The sequence below is a fragment of the Xenorhabdus szentirmaii DSM 16338 genome (assembly GCF_002632585.1).
Classification (GTDB): domain Bacteria; phylum Pseudomonadota; class Gammaproteobacteria; order Enterobacterales; family Enterobacteriaceae; genus Xenorhabdus; species Xenorhabdus szentirmaii.
Window position 1 is genome coordinate 284,145 of sequence record NZ_NIBV01000002.1, and the last position, 23,361, is coordinate 307,505.

19 protein-coding genes are annotated in these 23,361 nt (G+C 45.6%); 7 read left to right on the top strand and 12 right to left on the bottom strand.

What is annotated here, in order from left to right:
- Positions 1–154: 154 nt before the first annotated feature.
- Complete coding sequence (locus tag Xsze_RS11225; protein ID WP_038238731.1) at positions 155–1,615, top strand: TrkH family potassium uptake protein; 1,461 nt, start codon at positions 155–157, stop codon at positions 1,613–1,615.
- An 82-nt stretch (positions 1,616–1,697) separates the two neighbouring features.
- On the opposite strand, the gene Xsze_RS11230 is transcribed toward Xsze_RS11225, so the two are convergent.
- Genes Xsze_RS11230 through Xsze_RS11250 form a run of 5 tightly spaced genes read right to left on the bottom strand, consistent with a single transcriptional unit; the run spans position 1,698 to position 9,776 of the window.
- Entirely contained in the window at positions 1,698–3,917 is a 2,220-nt protein-coding gene (locus tag Xsze_RS11230; protein WP_038238733.1) for a TonB-dependent siderophore receptor, read from the bottom strand.
- Between the two features lie 37 nt (positions 3,918–3,954).
- The gene (locus Xsze_RS11235) at positions 3,955–5,259 is read right to left on the bottom strand and encodes a lysine N(6)-hydroxylase/L-ornithine N(5)-oxygenase family protein (protein WP_038238735.1); all 1,305 of its coding nucleotides are present in this window, start codon (positions 5,257–5,259) and stop codon (positions 3,955–3,957) included.
- Positions 5,256–7,019, bottom strand: coding sequence for an IucA/IucC family protein (locus Xsze_RS11240; protein WP_038238737.1), 1,764 nt, complete (start codon positions 7,017–7,019; stop codon positions 5,256–5,258). Before Xsze_RS11240 ends, Xsze_RS11235 begins: the two co-directional genes overlap by 4 nt.
- Complete coding sequence (locus tag Xsze_RS11245; RefSeq protein WP_038238810.1) at positions 7,016–8,020, bottom strand: GNAT family N-acetyltransferase; 1,005 nt, start codon at positions 8,018–8,020, stop codon at positions 7,016–7,018. The genes Xsze_RS11240 and Xsze_RS11245 overlap by 4 nt, the downstream gene beginning before the upstream one ends.
- Entirely contained in the window at positions 8,004–9,776 is a 1,773-nt protein-coding gene (locus Xsze_RS11250; RefSeq protein ID WP_038238739.1) for an IucA/IucC family protein, read from the bottom strand. The genes Xsze_RS11245 and Xsze_RS11250 overlap by 17 nt, the downstream gene beginning before the upstream one ends.
- Before the next feature lie 128 nt (positions 9,777–9,904).
- Between Xsze_RS11250 and Xsze_RS11255 the strand changes: the two genes are divergently transcribed.
- From Xsze_RS11255 to Xsze_RS11280, 6 genes are all read left to right on the top strand, one after another.
- The gene (locus Xsze_RS11255; RefSeq protein ID WP_038238741.1) at positions 9,905–11,119 is read left to right on the top strand and encodes an MFS transporter; all 1,215 of its coding nucleotides are present in this window, start codon (positions 9,905–9,907) and stop codon (positions 11,117–11,119) included.
- Between the two features lie 19 nt (positions 11,120–11,138).
- Positions 11,139–12,077, top strand: a complete 939-nt coding sequence (locus Xsze_RS11260; protein ID WP_038238743.1) for a siderophore-interacting protein — start codon at positions 11,139–11,141, stop codon at positions 12,075–12,077.
- Positions 12,078–12,079: 2 nt separating this feature from the next.
- Positions 12,080–12,877, top strand: coding sequence for a Fe3+-hydroxamate ABC transporter ATP-binding protein FhuC (gene fhuC, locus Xsze_RS11265; protein ID WP_038238746.1), 798 nt, complete (start codon positions 12,080–12,082; stop codon positions 12,875–12,877).
- Positions 12,877–13,788, top strand: a complete 912-nt coding sequence (gene fhuD / locus Xsze_RS11270; RefSeq protein ID WP_038238748.1) for a Fe(3+)-hydroxamate ABC transporter substrate-binding protein FhuD — start codon at positions 12,877–12,879, stop codon at positions 13,786–13,788. The genes fhuC and fhuD overlap by 1 nt, the downstream gene beginning before the upstream one ends.
- Complete coding sequence (gene fhuB, locus Xsze_RS11275) at positions 13,785–15,758, top strand: Fe(3+)-hydroxamate ABC transporter permease FhuB (RefSeq protein WP_038238751.1); 1,974 nt, start codon at positions 13,785–13,787, stop codon at positions 15,756–15,758. Before fhuD ends, fhuB begins: the two co-directional genes overlap by 4 nt.
- A gap of 136 nt (positions 15,759–15,894) precedes the next feature.
- On the top strand, positions 15,895–16,515 hold the full coding sequence (locus Xsze_RS11280; RefSeq protein ID WP_038238753.1) for a TetR/AcrR family transcriptional regulator: 621 nt from the start codon (positions 15,895–15,897) through the stop codon (positions 16,513–16,515).
- A 118-nt stretch (positions 16,516–16,633) separates the two neighbouring features.
- Here the strand turns inward: Xsze_RS11280 and ybeD are convergent, their stop codons facing one another.
- The 7 genes from ybeD to rsfS form a co-directional block, all read right to left on the bottom strand.
- Positions 16,634–16,897 carry a DUF493 family protein YbeD gene (gene ybeD / locus Xsze_RS11285; RefSeq protein ID WP_038238755.1) on the bottom strand — a complete coding sequence of 88 codons (264 nt, stop codon included), beginning with the start codon at positions 16,895–16,897 and terminating at the stop codon, positions 16,634–16,636.
- A 116-nt stretch (positions 16,898–17,013) separates the two neighbouring features.
- Positions 17,014–18,222: a D-alanyl-D-alanine carboxypeptidase DacA gene (dacA, locus tag Xsze_RS11290; protein WP_038238757.1), complete on the bottom strand. Its 1,209-nt coding sequence runs from the start codon at positions 18,220–18,222 to the stop codon at positions 17,014–17,016.
- Positions 18,223–18,420: 198 nt separating this feature from the next.
- The gene (rlpA, locus tag Xsze_RS11295) at positions 18,421–19,440 is read right to left on the bottom strand and encodes an endolytic peptidoglycan transglycosylase RlpA (protein ID WP_038238759.1); all 1,020 of its coding nucleotides are present in this window, start codon (positions 19,438–19,440) and stop codon (positions 18,421–18,423) included.
- A 12-nt stretch (positions 19,441–19,452) separates the two neighbouring features.
- Positions 19,453–20,565, bottom strand: a complete 1,113-nt coding sequence (mrdB, locus tag Xsze_RS11300) for a peptidoglycan glycosyltransferase MrdB (RefSeq protein WP_038238761.1) — start codon at positions 20,563–20,565, stop codon at positions 19,453–19,455.
- Positions 20,566–20,583: 18 nt separating this feature from the next.
- Complete coding sequence (gene mrdA, locus Xsze_RS11305; RefSeq protein WP_038238763.1) at positions 20,584–22,485, bottom strand: peptidoglycan DD-transpeptidase MrdA; 1,902 nt, start codon at positions 22,483–22,485, stop codon at positions 20,584–20,586.
- A gap of 38 nt (positions 22,486–22,523) precedes the next feature.
- Entirely contained in the window at positions 22,524–22,994 is a 471-nt protein-coding gene (rlmH, locus tag Xsze_RS11310; protein WP_038238766.1) for a 23S rRNA (pseudouridine(1915)-N(3))-methyltransferase RlmH, read from the bottom strand.
- Positions 22,995–22,996: 2 nt separating this feature from the next.
- Complete coding sequence (gene rsfS / locus Xsze_RS11315; RefSeq protein WP_084616252.1) at positions 22,997–23,323, bottom strand: ribosome silencing factor; 327 nt, start codon at positions 23,321–23,323, stop codon at positions 22,997–22,999.
- Positions 23,324–23,361 lie beyond the last annotated feature (38 nt).

Below are 23,361 nucleotides of genomic sequence, written 5' to 3' on the forward strand. Positions count from 1 at the left end.
AGTGCCCGTCAGTATAACTCCCTAAAATGATTCTCACCAGTTTGGGAATGCCTTAACTTAATAATAATGTTAATTAGACGAATATTTTTTCATTTTGTATTATCATGGTGATATATTTCGATGTTTTCCCTTTAATCTCTGTTTGAGCTAACAGATGGTCAGAAAAAACCAACTTCTCATTGTTGGGCACCTTTGTAGTTTCTTGGTGCTCTTATACAGCACCACCATGTTGCTGCCAATTTTTGTTGCATTGTTGTACAAAGAAAAAAGTGTTTTTGCTTTTTTTGAAACTTTTATTATTGGAATGATTTTTGGCGGGATTGGTTGGTATTTCACCCGTAAAATTAAAATACAGCCTAGTACACAAGATGGATTTCTTATTATTGTACTATTTTGGTTATTGTTTTCATTACTGAGCGCCTTGCCTTTCGTCCTCGATAAAAGCCTGAATGTCAATCTGGTGGATGCAATGTTTGAAGGCGTATCGGGAATAACGACCACGGGTGCAACAGTACTGAATGATGTTTCTGCCCTGCCCAAATCCGTTCTCTATTATCGCGCTCAGCTCAATTTCATAGGCGGTTTGGGGGTGGTCGTCCTTGCGGTTGCTATTTTACCGTTGCTGGGGATTGGGGGAGCAAAACTGTATCAATCAGAAATGCCGGGGCCTTTTAAAGAAGAACGATTGACACCACGTCTTGCTGACAGCGCGAAAAGCTTATGGGGCGTTTACCTGATGCTGGGAGTCGGGTGCATTTTCAGTTTCTGGGCTGCTGGGATGTCGTGGTTTGATGCGATTTGCCATGGTATTTCTACCGTGTCCCTAGGTGGGTTTTCAACCCGGAATGAAAGCCTGGGTTATTATGACAGTGCAGCGATTGAAATGGTCGGTGGCATTTTTTCGATACTGTCAGCCGTTAACTTTACACTTTATTTCGTCGCACTGACACGCAGGAGCTGGAAGCCGCTGCTAAAAAATGCAGAACTGCAGTTTTTCTTGCTGGTTTTGGCGATAATCGTTGGCATCATTTGGCTGGAATTATACCGCTCAGGTATGTACGGCGTGAAAGAGGCCTTTGTTCACGGTTTTTTCATGACCAGCTCAATGATGACCGACAACGGTTTGGCGACTTCGGATTACGCCCAATGGCCACCCCATACTATTTTAATGCTGCTGGCAGTCAGTTTTTTTGGCGGCTGTGTCGGTTCAACTTGTGGCGGCATCAAGGCACTTCGCTTTATGATCCTGGCAAAACAGAGTGTCAGTGAAATTAATCAACTTGTTCATCCAAACGCAATTTCAACGATTAAAATTGGTCAATCGGCAGTACAGGAAAGGGTATTGCGCTCAGTCTGGGGGTTTTTCTTTCTGTATATCTTTTTCAGTTGCTTCTTTATATGGGCACTGAATTTGCTTGGTTATGATCTGGTGACATCATTTGCCACAGTGGCTGCCTGCATCAATAACATGGGGATTGGATATGGGGAAACGGCACAAGGCTTTGGGGAGCTTGATGCGGCTGCAAAATGGATGATGTGTGCGGCCATGTTATTGGGACGATTGGAAATTTATCCAATATTGATTTTGTGTTCAAAAGCATTCTGGCGTTTTTGAACTGATAATGAACTGAAATGATAATGGATAATCGAATACGGTGGGTTTTCCAGTATCCGATTATCCACCTTGGTTAGCCGTATTAGAAAGTCGCTGAATAACTCAGGCCAAATGTTCTTCCACGCCCTTTGTAGTTATATAACTCAGCGGCACCATAGGCCGGGCTATAAAGGACAGAAGCCCGTTGTCCCCAAACTGAGGTGTAATCTTTATCCAGTAAGTTTTCGATACTGAAACTGATCTTCCCGACAGGCAAGTGGTAAGTCCCCAGAAAATCGATGGTATTGTACCCATCTAACTTTTTACCTTTATTATCAGAGACATCGAAGGTTTGTTGGGATTGCAGCCGGAATTCCCAGTCATCGGGTGCCCAATTGACATAAGCGGTCATTTTAGAGGGGCTAGCAGTCTCAATTGACAGTTTTTCCCACTTATCTTTTTTCTGCGTTTCTGATTTGAGAATGTTGAACGTTGTGCCTGCTGTCCAGTCACTGTTGTCAAAGAGATAATCTACCGCACCTTCTATACCGTAAATCCTGCGTTTATCGGGGCTTATCTCAATTCTCATGTCTTTCTTTATGATATTGATCGAGATATCAGACAATGAATAATAAGCCGCTATTTGTGTACGCAGGTTATCGCCGTTATAGCGCCATCCCAATTCATACGAATTGACCTTAATGCCTTTCAATTTAGAGTCATTGACATTGATGCTTTTTACCAAAGGTATGTGTCCATTGACACTTTTACCATAGTTGCCTGAACCATAATATTTTCCGACATCGGGTAACTCGAAGCCTTGGGAAAAATTAAACCAGACCTGTTGGCGTTCGGGCAGGTTGGCGAGTATGCCGGCATTAAACAAGTAATTATTGTAACTTGTTGTGCCTCCCGGAACAGCATCCGCGGAGAGTATTTTGCTGGTGGCAATAGCTTGCTGTTGATTATACGGAATAAAGTCATCAATCTTATTTTTCGTATATTGATAACGCAATCCGCTACTGACGGTGAATATGGAATTGATATCGTAGTTGGCCTGCAAGAAAGGCGCCAGGTTTGTGATGCTATATCCCGGATAGCGACCCACATTATAGGCATTCTTGAGTTTCATGCCGCTATGTTCTTGCGCTGTCTTCAAATCGAAAAATTGCTGATTGGCGCTGAATTTTTCATGGTCAGCGTCAAAGCCGTAGGTTAACGAGAGATTTTTAACCGGTTGGCTATTTAGGGTGAATTTACCGCCATAAAAATCTGTTTTTTGTTCCGATGCACTAATACTGATAACTTCTTTCTTTTTGGTTCCTTTCTTGTTACCGAGAGTCGGAAATGGATAGAAAGCAAAAGATTCATCCCGATAAAAGAGTTGGGTGACTAAATCTTGCCCCAAAAAATCGGTGTTGGAGTATTGCAGACTGATGAGATGACGTGTAGTGCCCGGAACACGGTCTGAATCCAGCCCACTGGCATTATGGGCGCTCCCTTTGCCCAATACGGCTGAAAAATCCTTGCCAAGATTTATGCCATGTTTTCCATCCGCTTTACTCTTGTAATATTGCGTTGTCAGCTGTAATTGCTGATGTTCATCAATGTTCAGGGTGCCGGTTCCCATAACATCAAGGCGATCGGAATATTGCAGGCCGGTTTGGGTATTATCGATAAGGACTTGATTATGCTTGCCATCAAACCAACCGCCATAACGTTGATAGGAGACAGAAAGGCGTCCTTTTATATTTTCATTTCCGCCACTGACTGCGGCGGCAATATTCTCATCATGATCTGAGCTGTTTATCAAGCCGCTTTTAGCACCGAATTGCAGATCAACTTGCCCGCCTTCCTGTCCTTTTTTGGTGACAATATTAATCAATCCTCCCGTACTCCCGCCACCATAGAGCGAGGTTGCACCAGAAATCACTTCAATACGTTCAATATTGAAAGGATCGATGGAATCCAGCTGTCGGCTGTCGGAACGGGAGGAGTTCAAACGCACACCATCAATCATGACGGCAATGGAACGCCCGCGTATATTCATTCCGTGATTAGTCCGTCCCTGACTGCTGACATCCATGCCTGGAATTAATTGTGCCAGTATGTCTTTAAATTCCTTGCCGCCATTGACTTGTTGTTCTATATCGTGACTCTCAATCACCCAAGAGGTTTGTGCCATTTGGGGAATGCTGCGATGGGTACGACTGGAAGAAACAACAATGGTGTCTTCCTTTGACTCCGCAGCAGCAAAGACAGATGGAGTCGAAATCACAGACAAGCAGGGGAGGATAATCCCAAAAGAACTATGCTTTATCATTGCCTACCTTCATGTTGGTCAAATAAATTAATAACAGTTAGAACGCAGAAAAAAAAGGTTGCGTTGTTGATTCACTACGCCACTTGATTACGCCGGGAGAGTGTGACAGATCAAAGTGGTTTTTACCTAGTGCCCGATTCAAAATATGTGCTGAACGCCATGCCATCAAACTCATTTGTGGCTCTGCAATTCCATGGCTTTGCATACCTGCATTCACAGCAAACAGGCAATGACTATCAGGACCATCCCAACCTAAAGTAAAGTCGGGGGCAATTTGGTAGCCGCCATTTTGAGTCATGTGCAGGCGTTGCATTAACGGTTCAAGGAATTTGGACTCTGATGGCTGATAACCCGTCGCAAAAATAACGGTATCACTGTCGATATACTCTTTCCCGTTATCCAACAGATGTTGAGTCACCAGTTGATAACTTTCCCCCTGTTCTTTTACGTCCAGCAAAGCCCGGCTGGGTAACAACTTAACCCAAGGCGTTTCACGCAGCACTTCAAATCGATGGTACATTGCCTGATAGATGGAAAGTAATGAATGACTTGTAATCCCATCAGAGGTCATCTTTTGTTCTTCCAGCATGCGTTTTTTGATTTCAGGCTCAAGGCTATAAAAGCTCTCGACATACTCCGGTGTGAAGTATTCGTTGGAGAATGCAGCTTCATCCAGAGCATTATAATTATTGCGTCGTGAAACCCAGTTAAGTTGTTTGGGGGTGCCCCATTCACCGCGAAAAATATTGAGGAACAGGTCGGCACCACTTTGCCCGCCACCGACAACAGTCACACGCTTATCCGTTAAATCAGGAGTACGCAGCATCATTTCTCCTGCATGAAAACACTGATTATTCTGTATTTTTACGCATTCCGGCAGTTTAAATCGTTTGCCGATGCCCATGCAAACATGACGCGCTAAATATTGATTATTTTGTGTTGTCACCTGAAATAATTTTTTTTGGTCATCGAAAGTGACATGTATGACTTCTTCGCCAAATTGCAGGGAATCCAAATTATTTGCGGCCCACGAAAGGTAATCAGCAAACTCTTCGCGGGAAACTGTGCGTTGTTCTGTGGTCAGGAAGCGGTAAAACTTTTTCCGTTTAACCAAATAATTAAGAAAACTATACGGGCTTGTGGGGTCTACAGCACTCACCAGATCTTTTAAGAAACTGGTTTGCATGTGGCATTCAGGCAGGAGTATTCCTTCATGCCAGGAAAAACGGGACGCCCGTTCTAAAAATAGGGTATTAAAACCAGGGATACCACTACTAAGAGCAGCAATACTAAGATTAAATGGTCCTATACCAATACCGATGAAATCATAGGGCTGGCTCATAGTTCAGATTCCTTTTTGGCAATATAAAGAGGGTTAGTAAGATCTTGGCGGTATTTTGGCAGCATACGATTTCCGCCATCATGTTCGGAATAAGTCAGTTTTACAGGGTTCAGGACAACCCGAATAATTTGTGGTTTGAACAGATCAAATAATTCAAAGCGATTATTCATCTCTGGGTTCTGTGCTTGATATTGTTGTAATATTTTTGTCAGAATTTGATAAAACTGAAGCTCATCGACGCCATATTTTTCCAATAAAGGTGAAATGAAGCGCAATACCGTGACAAAATTTCCGGTCTGTAAATCGTGAATGAGATAGTCAGCAGACAAACGCACAGTGACATCTTTAACGATTTGGGGCAAAGAAGCCGCTTCAGGAAAATCTTGGTCGACTAGGCGCATATCGCCTTGAAAATCCTTCAGTAAAATTCGGTGAGGCACATTTTCTTTCATCACTAATGTGATGTTCTGGCCGTGGGCAATTAATGACACACCATAGCGACACATCAGATGGTAAAAAGGGATGATGACGGTCTGGAACATACGCTCCAGCCAGTTTTCCATGCACAAGCCAGAACGTTCAACATAGGCTGCTATCAGCGGTATACCTTGTTGATCACTTTCCATTAATGTCGCCATCAAAATGGCTTGTTCACCATTCTGCAGATAAGGTGACGGGCTCTCACGCCAGATAACCCCAAGCATTTCCTGATAACGGTAAGGTGCTTCAGCCAGCATCGCATAGGTTGGATGTGCCATGTAACCCGCTGCCGGTTCACCAAGGATCTGCGCACCGCTGGATAATAAAACGGGATCTTGTGCAAATTGTTGTTGTAACCAGTGTGAGGCAGCAGGGCCAGCACTGATGTATTTCCCGGGAATGCCGCGATAACAGGATGTATTGTAGATAGTCAGGGGTAGCTTGATATCAAACGATGTTTTGCGGCTGACATTTGTCAATGTACGCAATGATTGTTGGGCAAGATATTCATCTCCAAACTCACCCAGTTCGACCAGTTCCTCAGAGGCGAGTTGTGGCAGAAAATGAAGCGCAATTTTTTGCTGCCATTGCCACGGGTGAATAGGAACGGGGAGCCAATCATCATTAAGCGCCAGCTCCTCCCAGCGTTTATTGAAACGTTGGCGTTCACTCTGATCCATCGCACTATCCAGCAATGTATTTAAAGAGCAGGAACTATCCATGCTCCATACGAAAATATCGCGCTTGGCGGCTATCCAGTGCAACCTGAATTGCCCCTGATATTCAGGAGCATAACGATGCAACGCCTCCAATCCCCAGCCCCGGCGGCCTTTATTGAAAATAAATTTGGGATGGGCAGACAGCAAACATTGAAGCTGGTCGGGGTTAAGATCAATTAAGTCCTGAGCACTCATATTGCGGCGCATTGACAATAATTGCAGATCACCCCGCAATGTTGCGTACAAATCTTCCATGTGCTCTGCTATTTGAGCATCATTCATCTCCAGTACTTTGGCGAGTTGGAGTAATGAGTAATCGGCATCTAGCGGCTCATGATTATCCGTTTTCAGTGAGTTGGGTTCGATGAATAGCCATCCCCAGATACCGCGTTTTGCGGAGAAGGTATAACCCACATTACCCAGTTTAATGTGCCAATGATCGCCTGCTGATGTTGCATTCAGTGAGCGCTCATATTCTAGTTCAGCCAAGATTTTGGCTATCATTCGGCGGTTGACGTATTCCCAGCCAGCATGTGACCAATTTGTGTGATTGAGCTTCATGACACCCCCTCTCCACGGAGCATTTCTCTGCCAAAAAAGTCATGGCGCTGATTCATGATGAGCCGTGAGCGTTTATGTGGAAAATCAAATTCTTTGATGGTCTTATAACCCGCAGTTGGCAGATGGCGGAATAAGCGTTGGTTATCGAAACGGGGTTCGGCGACAATACGTGTGGTTTTGGGTTCATCCAGATATAAATAATGTGTCAGACCTCGTAGCCAACTGCGTATATATTGCGCTCCCCGCCACTGCTCCTCACCGACAAGCATATGCAGTCCGCGATCAAACGGTTGCCAACGGTAGTGGCGGCCAATGCGATCTTCTGGTGCCCAATAGACTTCAAAATAACCGAATGGCTGATCATCAAAGCAGCCCAGAAGGGGATAACAGTAATTGGCTTCAAGCTGGCGTTGTAAATATTTTTTTTGTTGTTCTTGAGGCCCGGCCATTTCCCAAAATGCATTGACGCGTGGCGTATTCATCCAATGGGTAAATTGTTCAACGTCCTGTGATAAATCAGGCAAACGGAAGCTTAGCCAATGTTTGATTTCCGGATCATAACGACGATAAACTTCGCCTTCTGGTCGTGATGGACGCACTGGCAGCCATAATTGGCGTTCGGTTTCGTAGTGCATCTGATCGCTTGTATTCACCTGATCGCTTGTATTTACCTGATCGATTGAGGGACGAGGTGAACCCACTAACCACACAGGAAGTTGATAGAAACTTTCTCTTGCCAAATAATCGCCTTGAGCCAAATTGAACAGCGCCAACGCTTGTGGCTCGTTATTCCATTCATGATAAGGCAGGCTGACCCCGCTAATTTGCGGGGCCATGATCAGTAATTGATCCAAAGCCTGGGCCAGCCAGCCATCTGGGGTTGGATTCAGGAAATGCAAAATAGCACTTCCATCCAAACCGAGACTGATGGGCAACTCTTTTTCTAATATCTCGCAGCGGAAGCCACCAAGAGAATGTACTAAATTAGCTTGCGGCATTATTGGTGAGTCCTTGCAGATCGTGGGTAACGACAAGTGGGTTAGCAAAGTCAAAATAAATAATTGCGGGATCGACAATCGTATTTTCATTGTGATCGTGCAGGTAGCAGAAGAAATTACCTTTACAATTCCAGTGGGGACTATCGAGTACATAATCCAGACACAGCGTGTTTTGTGCGGTTGTCCGTAACTGGATAAGTGCATCACGTACTTTACCCATCAGGTTTTCTTCCCGATCAAAACCGGCTGCTCCCATTGCCGCAGTGACTGCCAAGGTGGAGTTGACCAGCAAATAATAAGGGAAATAGCGCAGTAATTGGCTGTCTGTGAAGCGGTTTTCTGCTTCGGCCTCACCAATTTCCCCGAGCCATGAAGCTGCACTTTGAGTAAAACCACTACCTTGGCAATCCCGGTATAGCAACCCGATAGGTAAATCTTGTTCCATTTCCACAAGAATATTTTGCTGATGTGCTAACAGGACTAAGCCATAATTTGCCTCTGCACTGAACAGCGGCAGTAAAATATGTTGGCAGTAAGCATCCAGCCAACAATGGGCAGATTGTTTTAATGATAGATTGAGGCGGGTGCTCAGGCGGCGTATTGACGATGCCAATAAGCTATCTCCCCCGTCAGGGGCAGGCTGTGTAAGAGTAACCAGTACGTTGGTTTGCACATCAGGACGGCCAAACAGTAAATTAGCGCGGAATGCCATCAGGCTCTCTTCACGGATAGTTCCGTCAATATCGCGCAAACCGGCCCAACCATCTTCCTGCATGACACGCATTGTCGGATAGCGTGCTTGTAACTCTTGCCAGCGAGGTGTTTTTGCCAACCGAGCCAAACGCATTCCTCGATTAACTTCTTTTACTGATAGTGTCCTGATTGAATTGGTCAGGCGAACACTTAAAGAGTATTTGATCATGTCATGATTGGTTTCGCTGTACAGAGAGCGTGACGAACTGGTCGGAAGCCATCGGGTTCCGGCTTCGCCTAAATCATGTAAATGCCCTTTTTGTACCAGTGCCTGAGTCCAATCCTGGTTTAACAGGTATTCTGCCTGCCATGGATGCATCGGAACTAACCAAGTCTCATCAGAAAAGTAAGACAGCAGATGCGGGGCACTTTCGGCAGTGAAACGTTGTAAACGCTGTTTTAATGTCAGTTCCAGGCTATCACCGCAAATATAAGAAGAATTTACGGCGAACCAACGCAGTGGAAAACGTGCAGCAAAATCAGGTAAATAGCGCCTGGCTTGTGCGGCATCAAAAGGCTCATGAGATTTTGGGGCAGGGTGAAAAGCATGTCCTGCTAACAGCCCTTGTTCTGCTTCGGCAAAATTTAAAGGTTTGTCGCGCAGCATTGGCCAATCCAATCGGATATTGATTGCCTGCCAAGTATTATCGTGGCTTTCCATTACCCGTTGGTAAAATCGTTCTATCGTTACATCTGATAATGTTCCGTGTATTTTCAGTTTTTCCAGCAATAAACTGACGAATTCTTTCATATCCAGAATGCGATACTCAGTATTGTCATTCTGATACAGATGTGGCGGAAACAAGTATTGATGGTGATGAGTGGGAGAAACATAACGTAACGCAATACGAACGGATTGCGTATCGGAAAGCGGAATATGTAATTGTGGGTATTGTAATTGATTGGTAGGTGAAAAAATTTCCCAATCTTGAGTTTCACGGATTAAGGCATTGATAAAACATTGTGCAGCAATATCAGTTTTTAGATGACAAGATTTTGAATACATTGGATTTAATCTAAACGCTATTGATAATTGTTATCAATATGATATTCATTTGATTTGTTAAGTAAAGTGTTTTGTGTTTATATTTACAACTAACGAGTTATTTTTGATATTGATAACACAAGAATAATATGCAGGTTCAACACCATCATTTTTTTGACCGGAATCGTTCATCTTCAAATTGGTCTCTGGCATTTTGCGCGGGATTATTGGGTATTGGACAAAATGGTTTGCTCGTCGCACTGCCTACGCTTGTAGACATGACACACCTTTCTCTCTCTATTTGGGCCGGGTTATTGACACTGGGTTCCATGCTATTTCTGATAGGCTCCCCATTTTGGGGGAAACAAACAGAAATTCGTGGCGGAAAATATGTCGTCCTGGCCGCATTATCAGGGTATTTACTGAGTTTTATTATATTGGCCCTGGCGGTATGGGGGCTTTTTAGTGAGAAAATCTCTGTTCCGATTGGGTTGTTTTTGCTTATTGCAGCCCGGGTTATTTATGGATTGACTGTATCCGGCATGGTACCTGCGTGCCAGACCTGGGCGCTGCAACGTGCGGGGGCGGAACGCAGAATGTCTGCACTGGCCACCATTAGCTCAGGTTTAAGTTGTGGCCGCTTATTGGGGCCTTTATGTGCAGTTGCGGTATTAAAATTGCATCCCTTGGCACCTTTGTGGCTGATGGCGATTGCTCCGCTTATTGCCATATTGATTATTTCCAGAGAATACAATGATCCGCCTTTGTCAGCACAGGAAAGTCAGCAACAAAGCCGGCTGCGGATGAGTATGCTTCCCTACCTGTTGTGTGCAATGCTCTTGGCTGCTTCAGTCAGTTTGATGCAATTGGGACTGGCCCCTCACTTATCGCTTTTATTCGAACAGCAAACTACCGTGATTAGCAATCATGTAGCAATTCTGCTGAGCCTGTCAGCCGTCGCAACATTATTGGCCCAGTTTTTGATGATCCGTCCCCAAAAATTCACTCCATTACAATTGATGTTGTTGGCGGGTGTTTTTATGGTGATTGGATTGATATTCATGACCACTCAACAAATCTCTCTGTTTTATTTGGGATGCATGCTGGCTTCATTTGGCGCTGCAATGGCGACTCCCGGATATCAGCTTTTACTGAATGAACAACTTTCCACGGGCAAAGGTGCCGGATTGATTTCCACCAGCCATACAATGGGTTATGGCATGAGTGCGTTGGCCGTGCCTGTTATTGCTTTATGGTTTGGTGAATCTCAATTGATTACGGCATCGTTGGTTTTCGCTGCATTATTCAGCGCCATCGCAGTAGGGCTATGGAATCGTCAGAATTTGCCATCCAAAGATAAATAGATTTCAAGGAGAAGTTTCGATGTCTTCAACTTACGGCGTTTTTGATTTGTACTTAAAAGAACGGATTGTTGTATCACCATCAATATTACGTTGTGTTTTTCAAGGCAATGACGTGGATCAAATGCAACGACATGCTCCCGATCAACGTATAAAATTACTGCTTCCGCAACCAGACAGCGTTAAATTGAATTTCGGTGATGAAAACGATTGGTACCGTGGGTATCAGTCTATACCTAAAGAACAACGCCCGCTCATGAGAACTTATACCATCAGGGAATTGCGGACTGAAAAGAAAGAGATGGATGTGGAATTTGTGTTACATGACCACCACAGCCCGGTGTCGAATTGGTTGTCGCAAGTTCAATCAGGCGATCTTTTACAAGTTGTTGCTCCCAGAAGAGAACAGCAAAATGGTATGGAAGGAAGTGGTAAAAAAGGAAATGGCATCGAAGGGTGTGAATGGAAGCCTTCCCCACAAGTACGCCAATCACTTTTGATCGCTGATGAAACCGCTTTGCCGGCAGCGTTGGGTATTCTTGAACAGTTAGCGGAAGATGATGCTCCCCCTTATGTACAGGCATTTTTTGAAGTGCCTGTGACAGAGGATTGTGTCAATCTGGACCATTTCACATTTGCTGATATTTTCTGGCTTCCGAGGGATGGACAGGAAAAATATGAGCATGGTGAACGGTTGGTAGAGGCTGTTCGCCAACATGTCGTTATCCCTGAATCAGCAAACATTCAGATGCAATCCACTATCGAAGAGGCATCATCTGAGGATAAACTGTGGGAAAGAGCAGAAAATGAAAATAATCCAAACAGTTTTTACGCTTGGGTAGCAGCAGAATCATCGACAGTAAAAAAGCTGCGCCATTATCTAATTCTTGAGCGGCACTTAGATCGCAGCACAATTAATTTTATGGCGTATTGGTCTAAATCTTCACCCAGAGGTCGTTAGGCTTGATTGAGCGTATTTCATCATCAACATCTACTTTTGTTTTGCAGCAAGTCAGCTTTGAGGTGCCAAACCGGCGACTACTCAACAATCTTTCTGTGACTTTTGCTTCCGGTTTAGTGACTGGATTGATTGGTCATAATGGTTCTGGAAAGTCGACATTGCTCAAGATATTGGGACGCCATCAATTCCCCGGAGAAGGCACGATACAGTTGCGGGAAAAACCTCTCACGCAATGGAACAATAAGGCATTCGCACGTGAAGTGGCTTATTTGCCACAACAGTTACCACCGGCGGAAGGGATGACGGTGCGTGAACTGGTGGCAGTGGGGCGCTACCCCTGGCATGGAGCACTGGGCAGATTCAGCTCTGAAGATCGCCAGCGTGTTGAAGAAGCCATCAAGCTGGTGGGGTTAAGTTCAATGGCACATAGATTGGTTGATAGTTTGTCCGGCGGCGAACGACAGCGAGCATGGCTAGCGATGACAGTGGCGCAGAACAGCCGTTGTTTGTTGCTTGATGAACCAACTTCAGCGTTAGATGTGGCTCATCAAGTTGAAGTCTTGGCGTTGATTCAACGCTTGAGCCGTGAGTGTGGGCTGACAGTCATTGTTGTTTTGCATGATATTAATATGGCTGCGCGTTATTGTGATCGTTTGGTTGCATTGCGTGGAGGCGAGCTGATTGCCCAGGGGATACCTGAACAGCTCATGCAGGAACCCGTCTTGGAACAAATATATGGAATACCCATGGGGATCTTGCCGCATCCTGCTGGTGGTGCTCCGGTAAGCTTTGTCTACTGATGAATAAATTTAACCTTAATCTCACGCGTCGTCATTTTATGACGACGCTGGCACTTTCGCCATTATGGCTGCCATCATTGGCTCGTTCTGTGACTTCTCCACACACCGCACACCTTAATCAGCAACGTATTGCCGTGCTGGAATGGTTGCCTGTGGAACTCCTGATGGCATTGGGTGTGATGCCTTTAGCGGTAGCTGATGTCCATAAATATCATTTGTGGGTACAACAACCTGAGCTGACAGCTCAGGTTGTTGATTTGGGATCGCGTACTGAACCCAATATGGAATTGTTGCAACAATTGTCACCCTCTCTCATTCTCTATTCGCAAAATTATGGCCCTTCAATAGAAAAAATGTCCTCAATTGCGCCCACAATGGGATTTAGCTTCAACTCCAGTCGCCGAACGCCGTTGGCTCAGGCTTTTTATTCACTGAAAATGCTGGCTGAGCGGCTTGATCTCCATGACCAATACACTTTGCATTTACGACGCTATCACCAGCAGATGGAGCGAAACCAGCAACGATTGCGTCTTTGGGACGATGTACCCATTTTGCTGTTTACATTGCTTGATAACGATCATGCGATGGTTTTCGGTCAGGGAGGGTTATTTCAGGATGTTCTCGATCAGTTGGGGCTACGGAATGCATGGCAGGGAAAGACAAACGCTTGGGGAAGCCAAATAATTGGTCTGGAACAGCTGGCGACCATTCAGGAAGCCCGGGCTGTTTTTTTCAGTCATGGGAATGAAGCACTGTTCGCTCGTGTGAAGAAGACACCATTGTGGCAAGCATTACCGTTTGTCCGACGTTATCCGGTCATTATGCAACCGGCTGTGTGGTTTTATGGTGCCACATTATCGGCTATGCGTTTTAGTGACTTATTGGCAACAGCGTTGGAGAAACAGGGATGAGAAGCTTGTGGGCAGTACCTTTGTTATTGCTATTTCCAGCATTGATGCTGACGTTTTATAACCTGCAACAGCAATTACCTGTTTTCCAATGGTGGCAATCTTTACTTTCTCCAGATGTGGATAATATCCGTCAGATTGTAATGCATTACAGTATGTTACCGCGTTTGGTCATCTCTTTGCTGGTGGGGGCCGGGTTGGGATTGGCGGGATTGCTGTTTCAGCAAGTATTGCGCAATCCATTGGCAGAGCCTGCAACGCTGGGGGTATCAGCGGGAGCGCAATGCGGGGTGACAGTGGCATTATTATTGGCCATCCCACCCGAAAGTTTGTTGATGCAACTCGCCGCCTTGGCAGGCTCGGTGATTGTTGCATTGGTGGTATTTGGTTTGTCATGGGGACGGCGGCTATCCCCAATAACGTTAATCCTTGCTGGCTTAGTGATGAGCTTATATTGCGGAGCCGTCAATTCTCTTTTGGCACTGTTCAACTATGAAAAATTGCAGGGGATCTTTGTTTGGGCCAGTGGTTCTCTGGTCCAGCATGAGTGGCAGGTGACGAAGTGGTTGATATTGGTCTTGTTGATTGCTTTGTTATTAACGTTATTGCTGTTGCGCCCGTTAACGTTGCTTGGGTTGGATGATGGCGTGGCAAAGAATTTGGGATTGGGGCTGAATAGTGCCAGACTGTCAGCATTATCATTGGCTGTTGTATTGAGTGCGGTAATGGTTAATGCGGTTGGGGTTATTGGTTTTATTGGCTTGTTTGCCCCCTTGTTGGCCCGAATGTGCGGAGCAAGGCGATTAGGGCAGCAAGTGATAATGTCCCCTTTGATTGGTGCGCTTCTTTTGTGGTTGACTGATCAGGTTGTGCAATGGCTGGCTACTGTCTGGCGCAGTATTCCCACAGGTTCTGCGGTTGCGTTATTAGGTGCGCCAATATTGCTATGGCTCCTGCCGCGTTTGCGTACTGGCGGACAAAAATTACCCTCACCAATGGCAGGGCAAACCCTTATCGAACGTCAGTCATTTGTGCGCTGGATAATATCGGCAACACTGTTCCTGAGTATTGTGATTGTCGTTGCATTGTTATTTGGCCGCAGTGCAGAAGGCTGGCAATGGGCGCAGGGAGAACAAATAACTGAATTGTTGCCTTGGCGCTGGCCGCGTGTGATGGCGGCACTGTGTGCAGGAATGATGCTGGCCGTTGCGGGAACGTTGATCCAGAAATTGACAGGAAACCCAATGGCAAGCCCGGAGGTTCTAGGAATTACATCAGGGGCTTCACTGGGCGTTTTAGCATTATTGTTGATGGCATCCGGTAATGTTTCTGTTTGGTTGCTTCCCGCCGGAAGTGCAGGTGCGGCCCTGACATTGCTGTTGATTCTGTTTGTTTCTGCCCGTCAGGGATTCTCAGCACAGAGAATGTTGTTGTCTGGCATTGCCATCAGTACCGTATTCGGCACATTAGTGGCATTAGTGCTTGCCAGCGGCGATCCCCGGACAGGAATGTTATTGGCATGGTTATCCGGTTCTACTTATAACGTGGAACCAACCCAAGCGCTTTTTACCTTGGTCGTCGCCATCATGTTGATAGCATTGACACCATTGTGTCGCCGCTGGTTGACCGTTTTACCTTTGGGAAGTATGAGCGCTCAGGCTGTGGGAGTTCCTCTGATTCGTTCACGTTTACTGATCCTGCTGCTTGCTTCAGCGCTGACGGCAGCAGCCACTCTGATGACCGGGCCATTGAGTTTCGTTGGTCTGATGGCTCCTCATATGGCACGGATGATGGGATTTAAGCGGGCTATGCCGCAGTTGGCGATGGGAATGCTGTTGGGGGGAGGGTTGATGTTACTGGCTGATTGGTGTGGGCGAATGTTGCTATTTCCCTATCAGATCCCCGCAGGCTTGCTGGCTGCTTTTATTGGTGTTCCTTATTTCATCGTATTATTGCGTCGGCAGGTGGGATAAAACTCAGATAACCGTGAATCAATGAATCAGCCCATGCTGTCGCCGGCTTTTATGTTGTCAATAACTTTTATACCAATTAGTATCTATATTGTCGTTACAGATACTATATTGTTGTTATAGATAAAAGGAGCTCAAAATGGCACAGATGGGGCGTCCCCGCACTTTCAATCGTGATGAAGCCGTTCGGCAGGCCATGCTCCTGTTTTGGGAGCATGGCTATGAATCCACCTCATTGGCATTACTTAAGGCTGGTATTGGAGGAGGCATTAGTGCGCCGAGTTTTTATGCGGCCTTCGGCTCTAAAGAAAATCTATTCAAGGAAGTTGTTGAGTATTATGTCGCCACCTATGGGCAGGCCATAGCGTGTTTGTGGGATGAAAGCTTGTCACCCCGAGAAGCTCTCGAACTGGCTTTGCGCCGTTCTGCCAAAATGCAGACAGAAGAAAATCATCCGAAGGGGTGTATGTTGGTATTGTCAGCGAATACATGCGCACCGGAACATAAACATGTGCAAAAATTGCTGGCAGAACAACGGGCAAAAACGCTTGAGATGCTGACAGCCTGCATCAGGAGAGCAATGGAAAGAGCTGAATTGCCAGTGGACACGGACATCAGTGCCTTTGCTGTCAGTTTCCTGAGTTTTCTCCTCGGATTGTCGAGTTTATCAAGGGATGGCATCTCTTTTGATGTATTGGATGCGGCGGTGACAGAAGCCATGTGTAATTGGGATATACGCAGCCATTCTATTCAGAAATGACAGTACTTAGAAATGACAGTACTTAGAAATGACAGTATTCAGAAATGGCAGGTTAATATTTGTGGTTCGCTTTAAAATGGAACGCTGACTTAAAAATCAGCGTTCATTAACGGCATCATTATAGTACAACGCGCACTAATTCTAAGTTGCCCAGCTCTTCATACAACGTCTCAACTTGTTCAATGTGTGTCGCATTGATAGTGATGGAGACGGAATGGTAATTACCTTTGCTGCTTGGTTTCACTGCCGGAGAATAATCGCCCGGTGCATGGCGCTGAACGACTTCGACAACTTGATCCACCAGCTCAGGTTGGGCCAATCCCATGACTTTGTAGGTGAAAGAGCAAGGGAACTCAAGTAGTTCATTTAATTTCGTTTTCATGGGCGTTCCTCATGTACTTGCTACGGCAGAATAGCAGACCTGCCGTAGCGTGATAATTTTCTAGCGATATTGGACTAATATAAGGCTCAATGCTGGATTTTCAAGAGTTCAGGATATTAACCAAACCAGTGATGAAACATCAGTCGGATATAGTCGATCATGCGGCTGAAGAAACCACCTTCTTTTACTTCGTGCATCACAACCAATGGACGTTGTTCAATGGTCTTGCCGTCAAGCTGGAAATTGATTGTTCCAACAACCTGATTTTTGGCCAGTGGTGCATGAAGCTCTGTGTTATTCAACACATAACTGGCTTTCAGATCTTTCAGGCGGCCACGGGGAATGGTGAGATAAACATCTTTATCAACACCCAATTGAACTTTATCCGTTTCACCAAACCAGATTGGCTCAGAGGCAAATTCTTTACCGACTTTCAGCGGGGAAACAGTTTCAAAGAAGCGGAAACCCCAGGTCAGCAATTTTTTACTGTCCGTTTCGCGCCCTTTAAACGTCGGGCTGCCCATGACTGCGGAGATCAAACGCATATCGCCTTCAGTGGCGGAAGCAACAAGGTTATATCCCGCGCTATTGGTGTGGCCGGTTTTAATGCCATCAACGTTCAGACTCTTGTCCCATAGCAAACCATTGCGGTTTGGCTGACGGATATTATTGTACGTAAAATCTTTCTCTTTATAGATAGCGTATTCATCGGGGACATCACGGATCAGGGCCTGGCCAATCAGTGCCATATCACGGGCTGAGCTGTATTGTCCTTCGGCATCAAGGCCGTGAACCGTTTGGAAATGTGTATTTTGTAGCCCCAGACTCTGTACATATTTATTCATCAGGCTGACGAATGCGTCCTGACTTCCCGCGACATAATCAGCCATTGCGACACAGGCGTCATTGCCTGACTGTAAGTTGATCCCACGGGACAGCATAGCGACAGAAACTTGATCCCCAGGTTTTAAGAACATTAAGGATGAGCCCTTAAATATCGGGTTGCCCGTAGCCCACGCATCTTTACCGGCAGTCACGATGTCATTGGGGCCGATTTTCCCTGATTTAATGGCCTGACCAATCACATAGCTGGTCATCATTTTAGTCAGGCTGGCAGGATCACGGCGGTCATCCGCATGTTTTTCAGCCAGTACTTTTCCTGAGTTGTAATCAATCAAAATATAGGCTTGTGAATCCAGCTCGGGAACACCGGGGATCATCGTCTTGAAATTATCATCCGCGTTAGCGAACGTTGAGACACAGGCAGAGAGAGCGATGCCCAATGTGGTACTTTTAATAAAACGGGAAGTAACTATGTATTTCATGATTGATTAGATAACATCCGTGAGAAAGGGATTGATAATGTTTGCCATAATAACAAATGAAAAAAAAGCTGACATTAAACAAAATTGAGTGGGTAAAGGGTTTACACTTTTTTACTCTATTTTTGTTCACTGTATGATTGCCGGCAGACAGGTATCATCCGCTGACAATCATATTTCATCTCTTCTGGATAAGACGGATCAAGGAGCGATGATAAAAGAAGTTTGATTCATTTGTTCCGTTAGCTTTTTTTGCAGCTGCGTAGCTTGTTGACGACTGTTGAATGGGCCTAACTGAACACGGTAGACATTACCAAACTGGATAATACGACCGGATACGTTAAAACGCTGGCTCAAAGATTGTTGCCACTCTTTGGCCCTTTGCTCAAGGCTGACAGCACCTACTTGTACCATATAATTTCCCGTTGGGGCTGCATTCGCGGCTGCTTTTGAATCAACGGCTGCACTTGTGGTGACAGTTGTGGTCGCCGTTGCGGCCGTTATCGGTTCAGGTGTGATCACAGACTGACTTTCTGTATGATTTCCGTTCTGTTGCGGGTCAACACTTGGCGCTTCATTTGTGCTCTGTTCAGCCATATTATCCATTACAGGAGGTTGGCTTGATGACTGGGCACTAAAACTTGGCCTGTCGGGTAATGCATAACTTCGTTTGATGATTGTTGATCCCTCCGTGCCCAGACCGGAGAGCGAACCATCGGATGAAACCAGAATGCCATCCAACTTAATTTTACTTTGTGGCATTAAGTTCAGACGCTCTGCCGCTGCACGTGATAATTCAATAATTTTGCCCGGTGCGTTGTAAGGACCGCGATCGTTGATTCTGACAATTATCATGCGCCCGTTACTTAAATTAGTAACACGTACATAGCTCGGAATGGGAAGTGTCGGGTGAGAGGCCGTTAAAGCATAAGGGCTGGCTTGTTCACCGATTGCAGTCAGTTTTCCATTGGTGCTTTCACCAAACCAACTTGCATAGCCAGTTTGAGTAAAGCCAGCCGGATCTTGCACAATATGATAGGTTTGCCCATCCCGTTGATAATCCTGATTGGCGCTTGGGTGATAAGGCTCATATTGAGGCTCTGCACCCAAAACATCACGGGTTGGTACCGGTGTAAGGGAAGGGGCCTGCTTATGACCTGTTGTAGTACAGCCTGATATTAGTACTGCCACGATGCCAATGATAAGCAATTGCTGACGCATGAAACTTCTTCCTCATAAACTTTTGGACAATAATTTACGATGTGTATGTATCGACATAATAATGCCGAAACCTGCCATTAAGACAATTAATGCGGACCCCCCGTAGCTAATGAGGGGAAGGGGGACGCCAACGACTGGCAGGATACCGCTTACCATGCCAATATTTACGAAAACATAAACAAATAAAATCAATATTAACCCACCGACCATCACTCGCCCGAATGTATTTTGGGCTTTGGCAGCAATAAACAGGCCGCGCACGATGACCATTAAATAAAGCCCGAGCAGTACAAGAACGCCTATGAGCCCTAACTCCTCAGCCAAAACGGCAAATATGAAGTCGGTATGTCGTTCAGGAAGGAATTCAAGTTGTGATTGTGTCCCTTGCAGCCAACCTTTTCCAAATAACCCACCTGAGCCAATGGCAATTTTGGATTGGATGATATGGTAGCCTTTGCCCAGAGGGTCACTTTCAGGATCAAGTAACATCATGACACGGTCACGCTGGTAGTCGTGCATCAGGAAAAACCACAGTATAGGAATAAAACAGGCCACTAATAGGGCAGCTATGCCAATTAATCGCCAGTTCATTCCTGCCAGGAACAGAATGAACAGACCAGAAGCAGCCACTAAAATGGATGTCCCTAAATCGGGTTGTGCAGCCACAAGCAGTGTTGGTAAAAAAGTCAGGAATAACGCTATGCCGGTATTTTTTAATGAAGGTGGACAAAGATCGCGATTCATAAAACGGGCGACCATCAAAGGGACGGCAATTTTAGCAATTTCTGAGGGCTGAAATCGGACAACGCCCAAATCTAACCAGCGCTGGGCTCCTTTACTGATTTGCCCGAACACATCAACCAAAATAAGCAGTATGACACAGACAATATAGAGATAAGGAGCCCAACTTTCATATATGCGTGGAGGGATCTGAGCCATGACAATCATGACTATCAGCCCCATGATAACCTGTCCTACTTTACGCTCCATCATATCGACATCTTGCCCGCTGGCACTCCACATAATGAAAAGGCTATAGGCCAGTAATGCCATCACGCACAGAAGCAGTGGAATATCTATGTGCATTCGGGTCCAAAAAGGAATTTTGGTTTGAGAATCTGTCATCGTCTTACTCAATTTAATTTATGTTCTGGCAGCCGGTATTCCGGGCGTTGCTGGCGTCGCGGCAGGCTGGGCCGCTTGATTATCCCTGAGTAAAATGTGGTCCAGAATTTGACGAATAACTGTACCGACAGGTGGCCCTGAACCCCCATTTTCCAGAATGATAGAAACCGCAACAGTCGGATTATCATAAGGTGCAAAAGCAATCATTAGCTTATGATCCCGCAAGTGTTCAGCAAGTTTGCTCGCATTATAGGTTTCATAACGGAAAACCTGAGCCGTACCTGACTTGGCGGCTGCTTTATACCGTGTTCCGGCAAAGAACCGGCGGGCTGTACCATTGGGGGCGTTGGCAACGCCATACATTCCATCTTTGGCGATTTCCCAATAGCCGGAGTGAATATCCCCAATCGGCTCACTGACTGGCGGGTGATAGGGATGCATTTCACCGTTGACGCGCGTACTCATCAAGAAATGCGGTGTTTTCACTTCGCCATCATTGATTAATATCATCAAGGCCTTCACCATTTGCATAGGCGTTGCAGTCCAATATCCCTGCCCGATACCTACGGAAATAGTATCTCCTTGATACCACGGTTTTTTATAGCGTTTTAGCTTCCATTCACGGGTTGGCATATTACCCGGACTTTCCTCTTTTAAGTCAATTCCGGTAAATTGACCATAGCCAAATTTTGACATCCATTCTGACAATTTATCGATACCCATGTCATAGGCGACTTGGTAGAAAAAAGTATCCGAAGATTCAACAATCGCTTTATGGACATTCAATTTTCCGTGGCCATAGCGTTTCCAGTCACGGTAACGTTGTTCAGAACCTGGTAATTGCCACCAGCCGGGATCAAATATTGTTGTATTCTTTGTGATGACATCACTGCTGAGGGCTGCGGAAGCAACAAAAGGTTTCACCGTTGATGCCGGAGGATAAGCACCTTGGGTAGCCCTGTTGATCAGGGGCCGGTTTGGGTTGTTGAGCAAGGCGCTATAATCTTTGCTGGAAATTCCGTCGACAAAGAGGTTTGGATCGTAACTCGGGTTGGATACCATAGCCAAAACCTCCCCGGTGCGGGGATCGGTAACCACAACACCTGCACGGCTGGTTGTCAGTATTTCTTCGATATAGGTTTGCAGTTCTAAATCGATAGATAAATAAATATCTTTACCTGCTTGTGGTGGCTGTTCATGCAATTGCCGGATGACTTTGCCGCGATTGTTGACTTCGACCTCTTCATAACCGGGTTTGCCATGGAGAGTGGTTTCATAATAACGCTCAATACCTAATTTGCCGATATCATGAGTCGCCGCGTAGTCTGACAAAATGCCCTCTTTATCGAGACGTTCCACATCTTTGTCATTGATTTTGGCTACATAGCCAATGACATGGGTCAATGCTGAACCATAAGGATAATAGCGGCGTTGATAGCCTTTGATTTCCAGCCCCGGAAAACGGTACTGATTGACAGAGAATCGGGCGACCTGAACTTGTGTCAGTGATGTTTTCAACGGAATCGAAGTAAAACGGCGTGCCCGTTGACGCTCTTTTTTGAAGGCTTCAATATCTTCATCAGTCAGCCCGATAACAGAACGCAACTCTTCCAATGTCTTATCGAGATCGGCAACCTTTTGCGGCACAATTTCCAATTGATAAATCGTCCGGTTTGTTGCCAGAGGTGTACCATTGCGGTCATAAATAATGCCCCGGCTCGGGGCTATGGGAACGAGTTTAATTCGGTTCCCGTTCGAGCGGGTTTGGTAATCTTCGTGGCGGGTGATCTGGAGGTTATAAAGGTTGGCAATCAGGATACCTGTTAAAATAATAATACCCATAAACGCCACAAGTGAGCGACGTATAAACAAGGCTGATTCAGCCGAATGATCACGAAAAGGCGTTCGTTTATTCTTCATCCCATTGCCAGAATTCACGGTGATAGATTACCCTAGATTTATTCCCGGTGATAAGGGTGGTTAGTCGTTATGCTCCACGCTCGATAAAGGCTCTCTGCAACCAAAACACGAACAAGAGGATGTGGCATAGTCAGAGGAGAAAGCGACCAGCTTTGTTCTGCTGCGGCTTTACAGGCAGGTGCCAGGCCTTCAGGGCCGCCAATCAGCAAGCTGACATTTCTGCCATCTAATTTCCATCGTTCAAGTTGTTGTGCTAATTGCGGCGTATCCCAGCGAGAGCCCGGAATATCCAGCGTGACAATGCGGTTGCCTTTTCCAACGGCAGCAAGCATTTGTTCGCCTTCTTTTTCTAAAATACGTTTGATATCAGCATTCTTACCTCGTTTTCCGGCTGGAATTTCAATCAGCTCAAAAGGCATATCCTTGGGAAAACGATTTAAATAATCAGTGAAGCCGGTCTGAACCCAGTCCGGCATTTTTGTTCCTACAGCGACCAATTGTAGCTTCAAACTCAACTCCAGAGTTTTTCTAATTCGTACATGCGGCGGCTGTCTTCCTGCATCACATGAATCATGATTTCCCCAAGATCCACAACTATCCAGTCTGAAATACCTTGTCCTTCAACACCTAAAGGCATAATGCCTACTTCGCGGCAATCATCAATCAAATTATCTGCCACAGACATCAGGTGGCGGCTTGATGTTCCGGTACAGATAACCATGCAATCAGTTATGCTGGATTTTCCGCGAACGTCTATAGAAACAATATCCTGTGCTTTGGAATCTTCAAGTTTATCAATAACAAATTGTTGTAGTTCTGTGCCTTGCAAAAGGATCACCTTTATTTCATAAAAATGGGATAAGTAACGCAGAATAA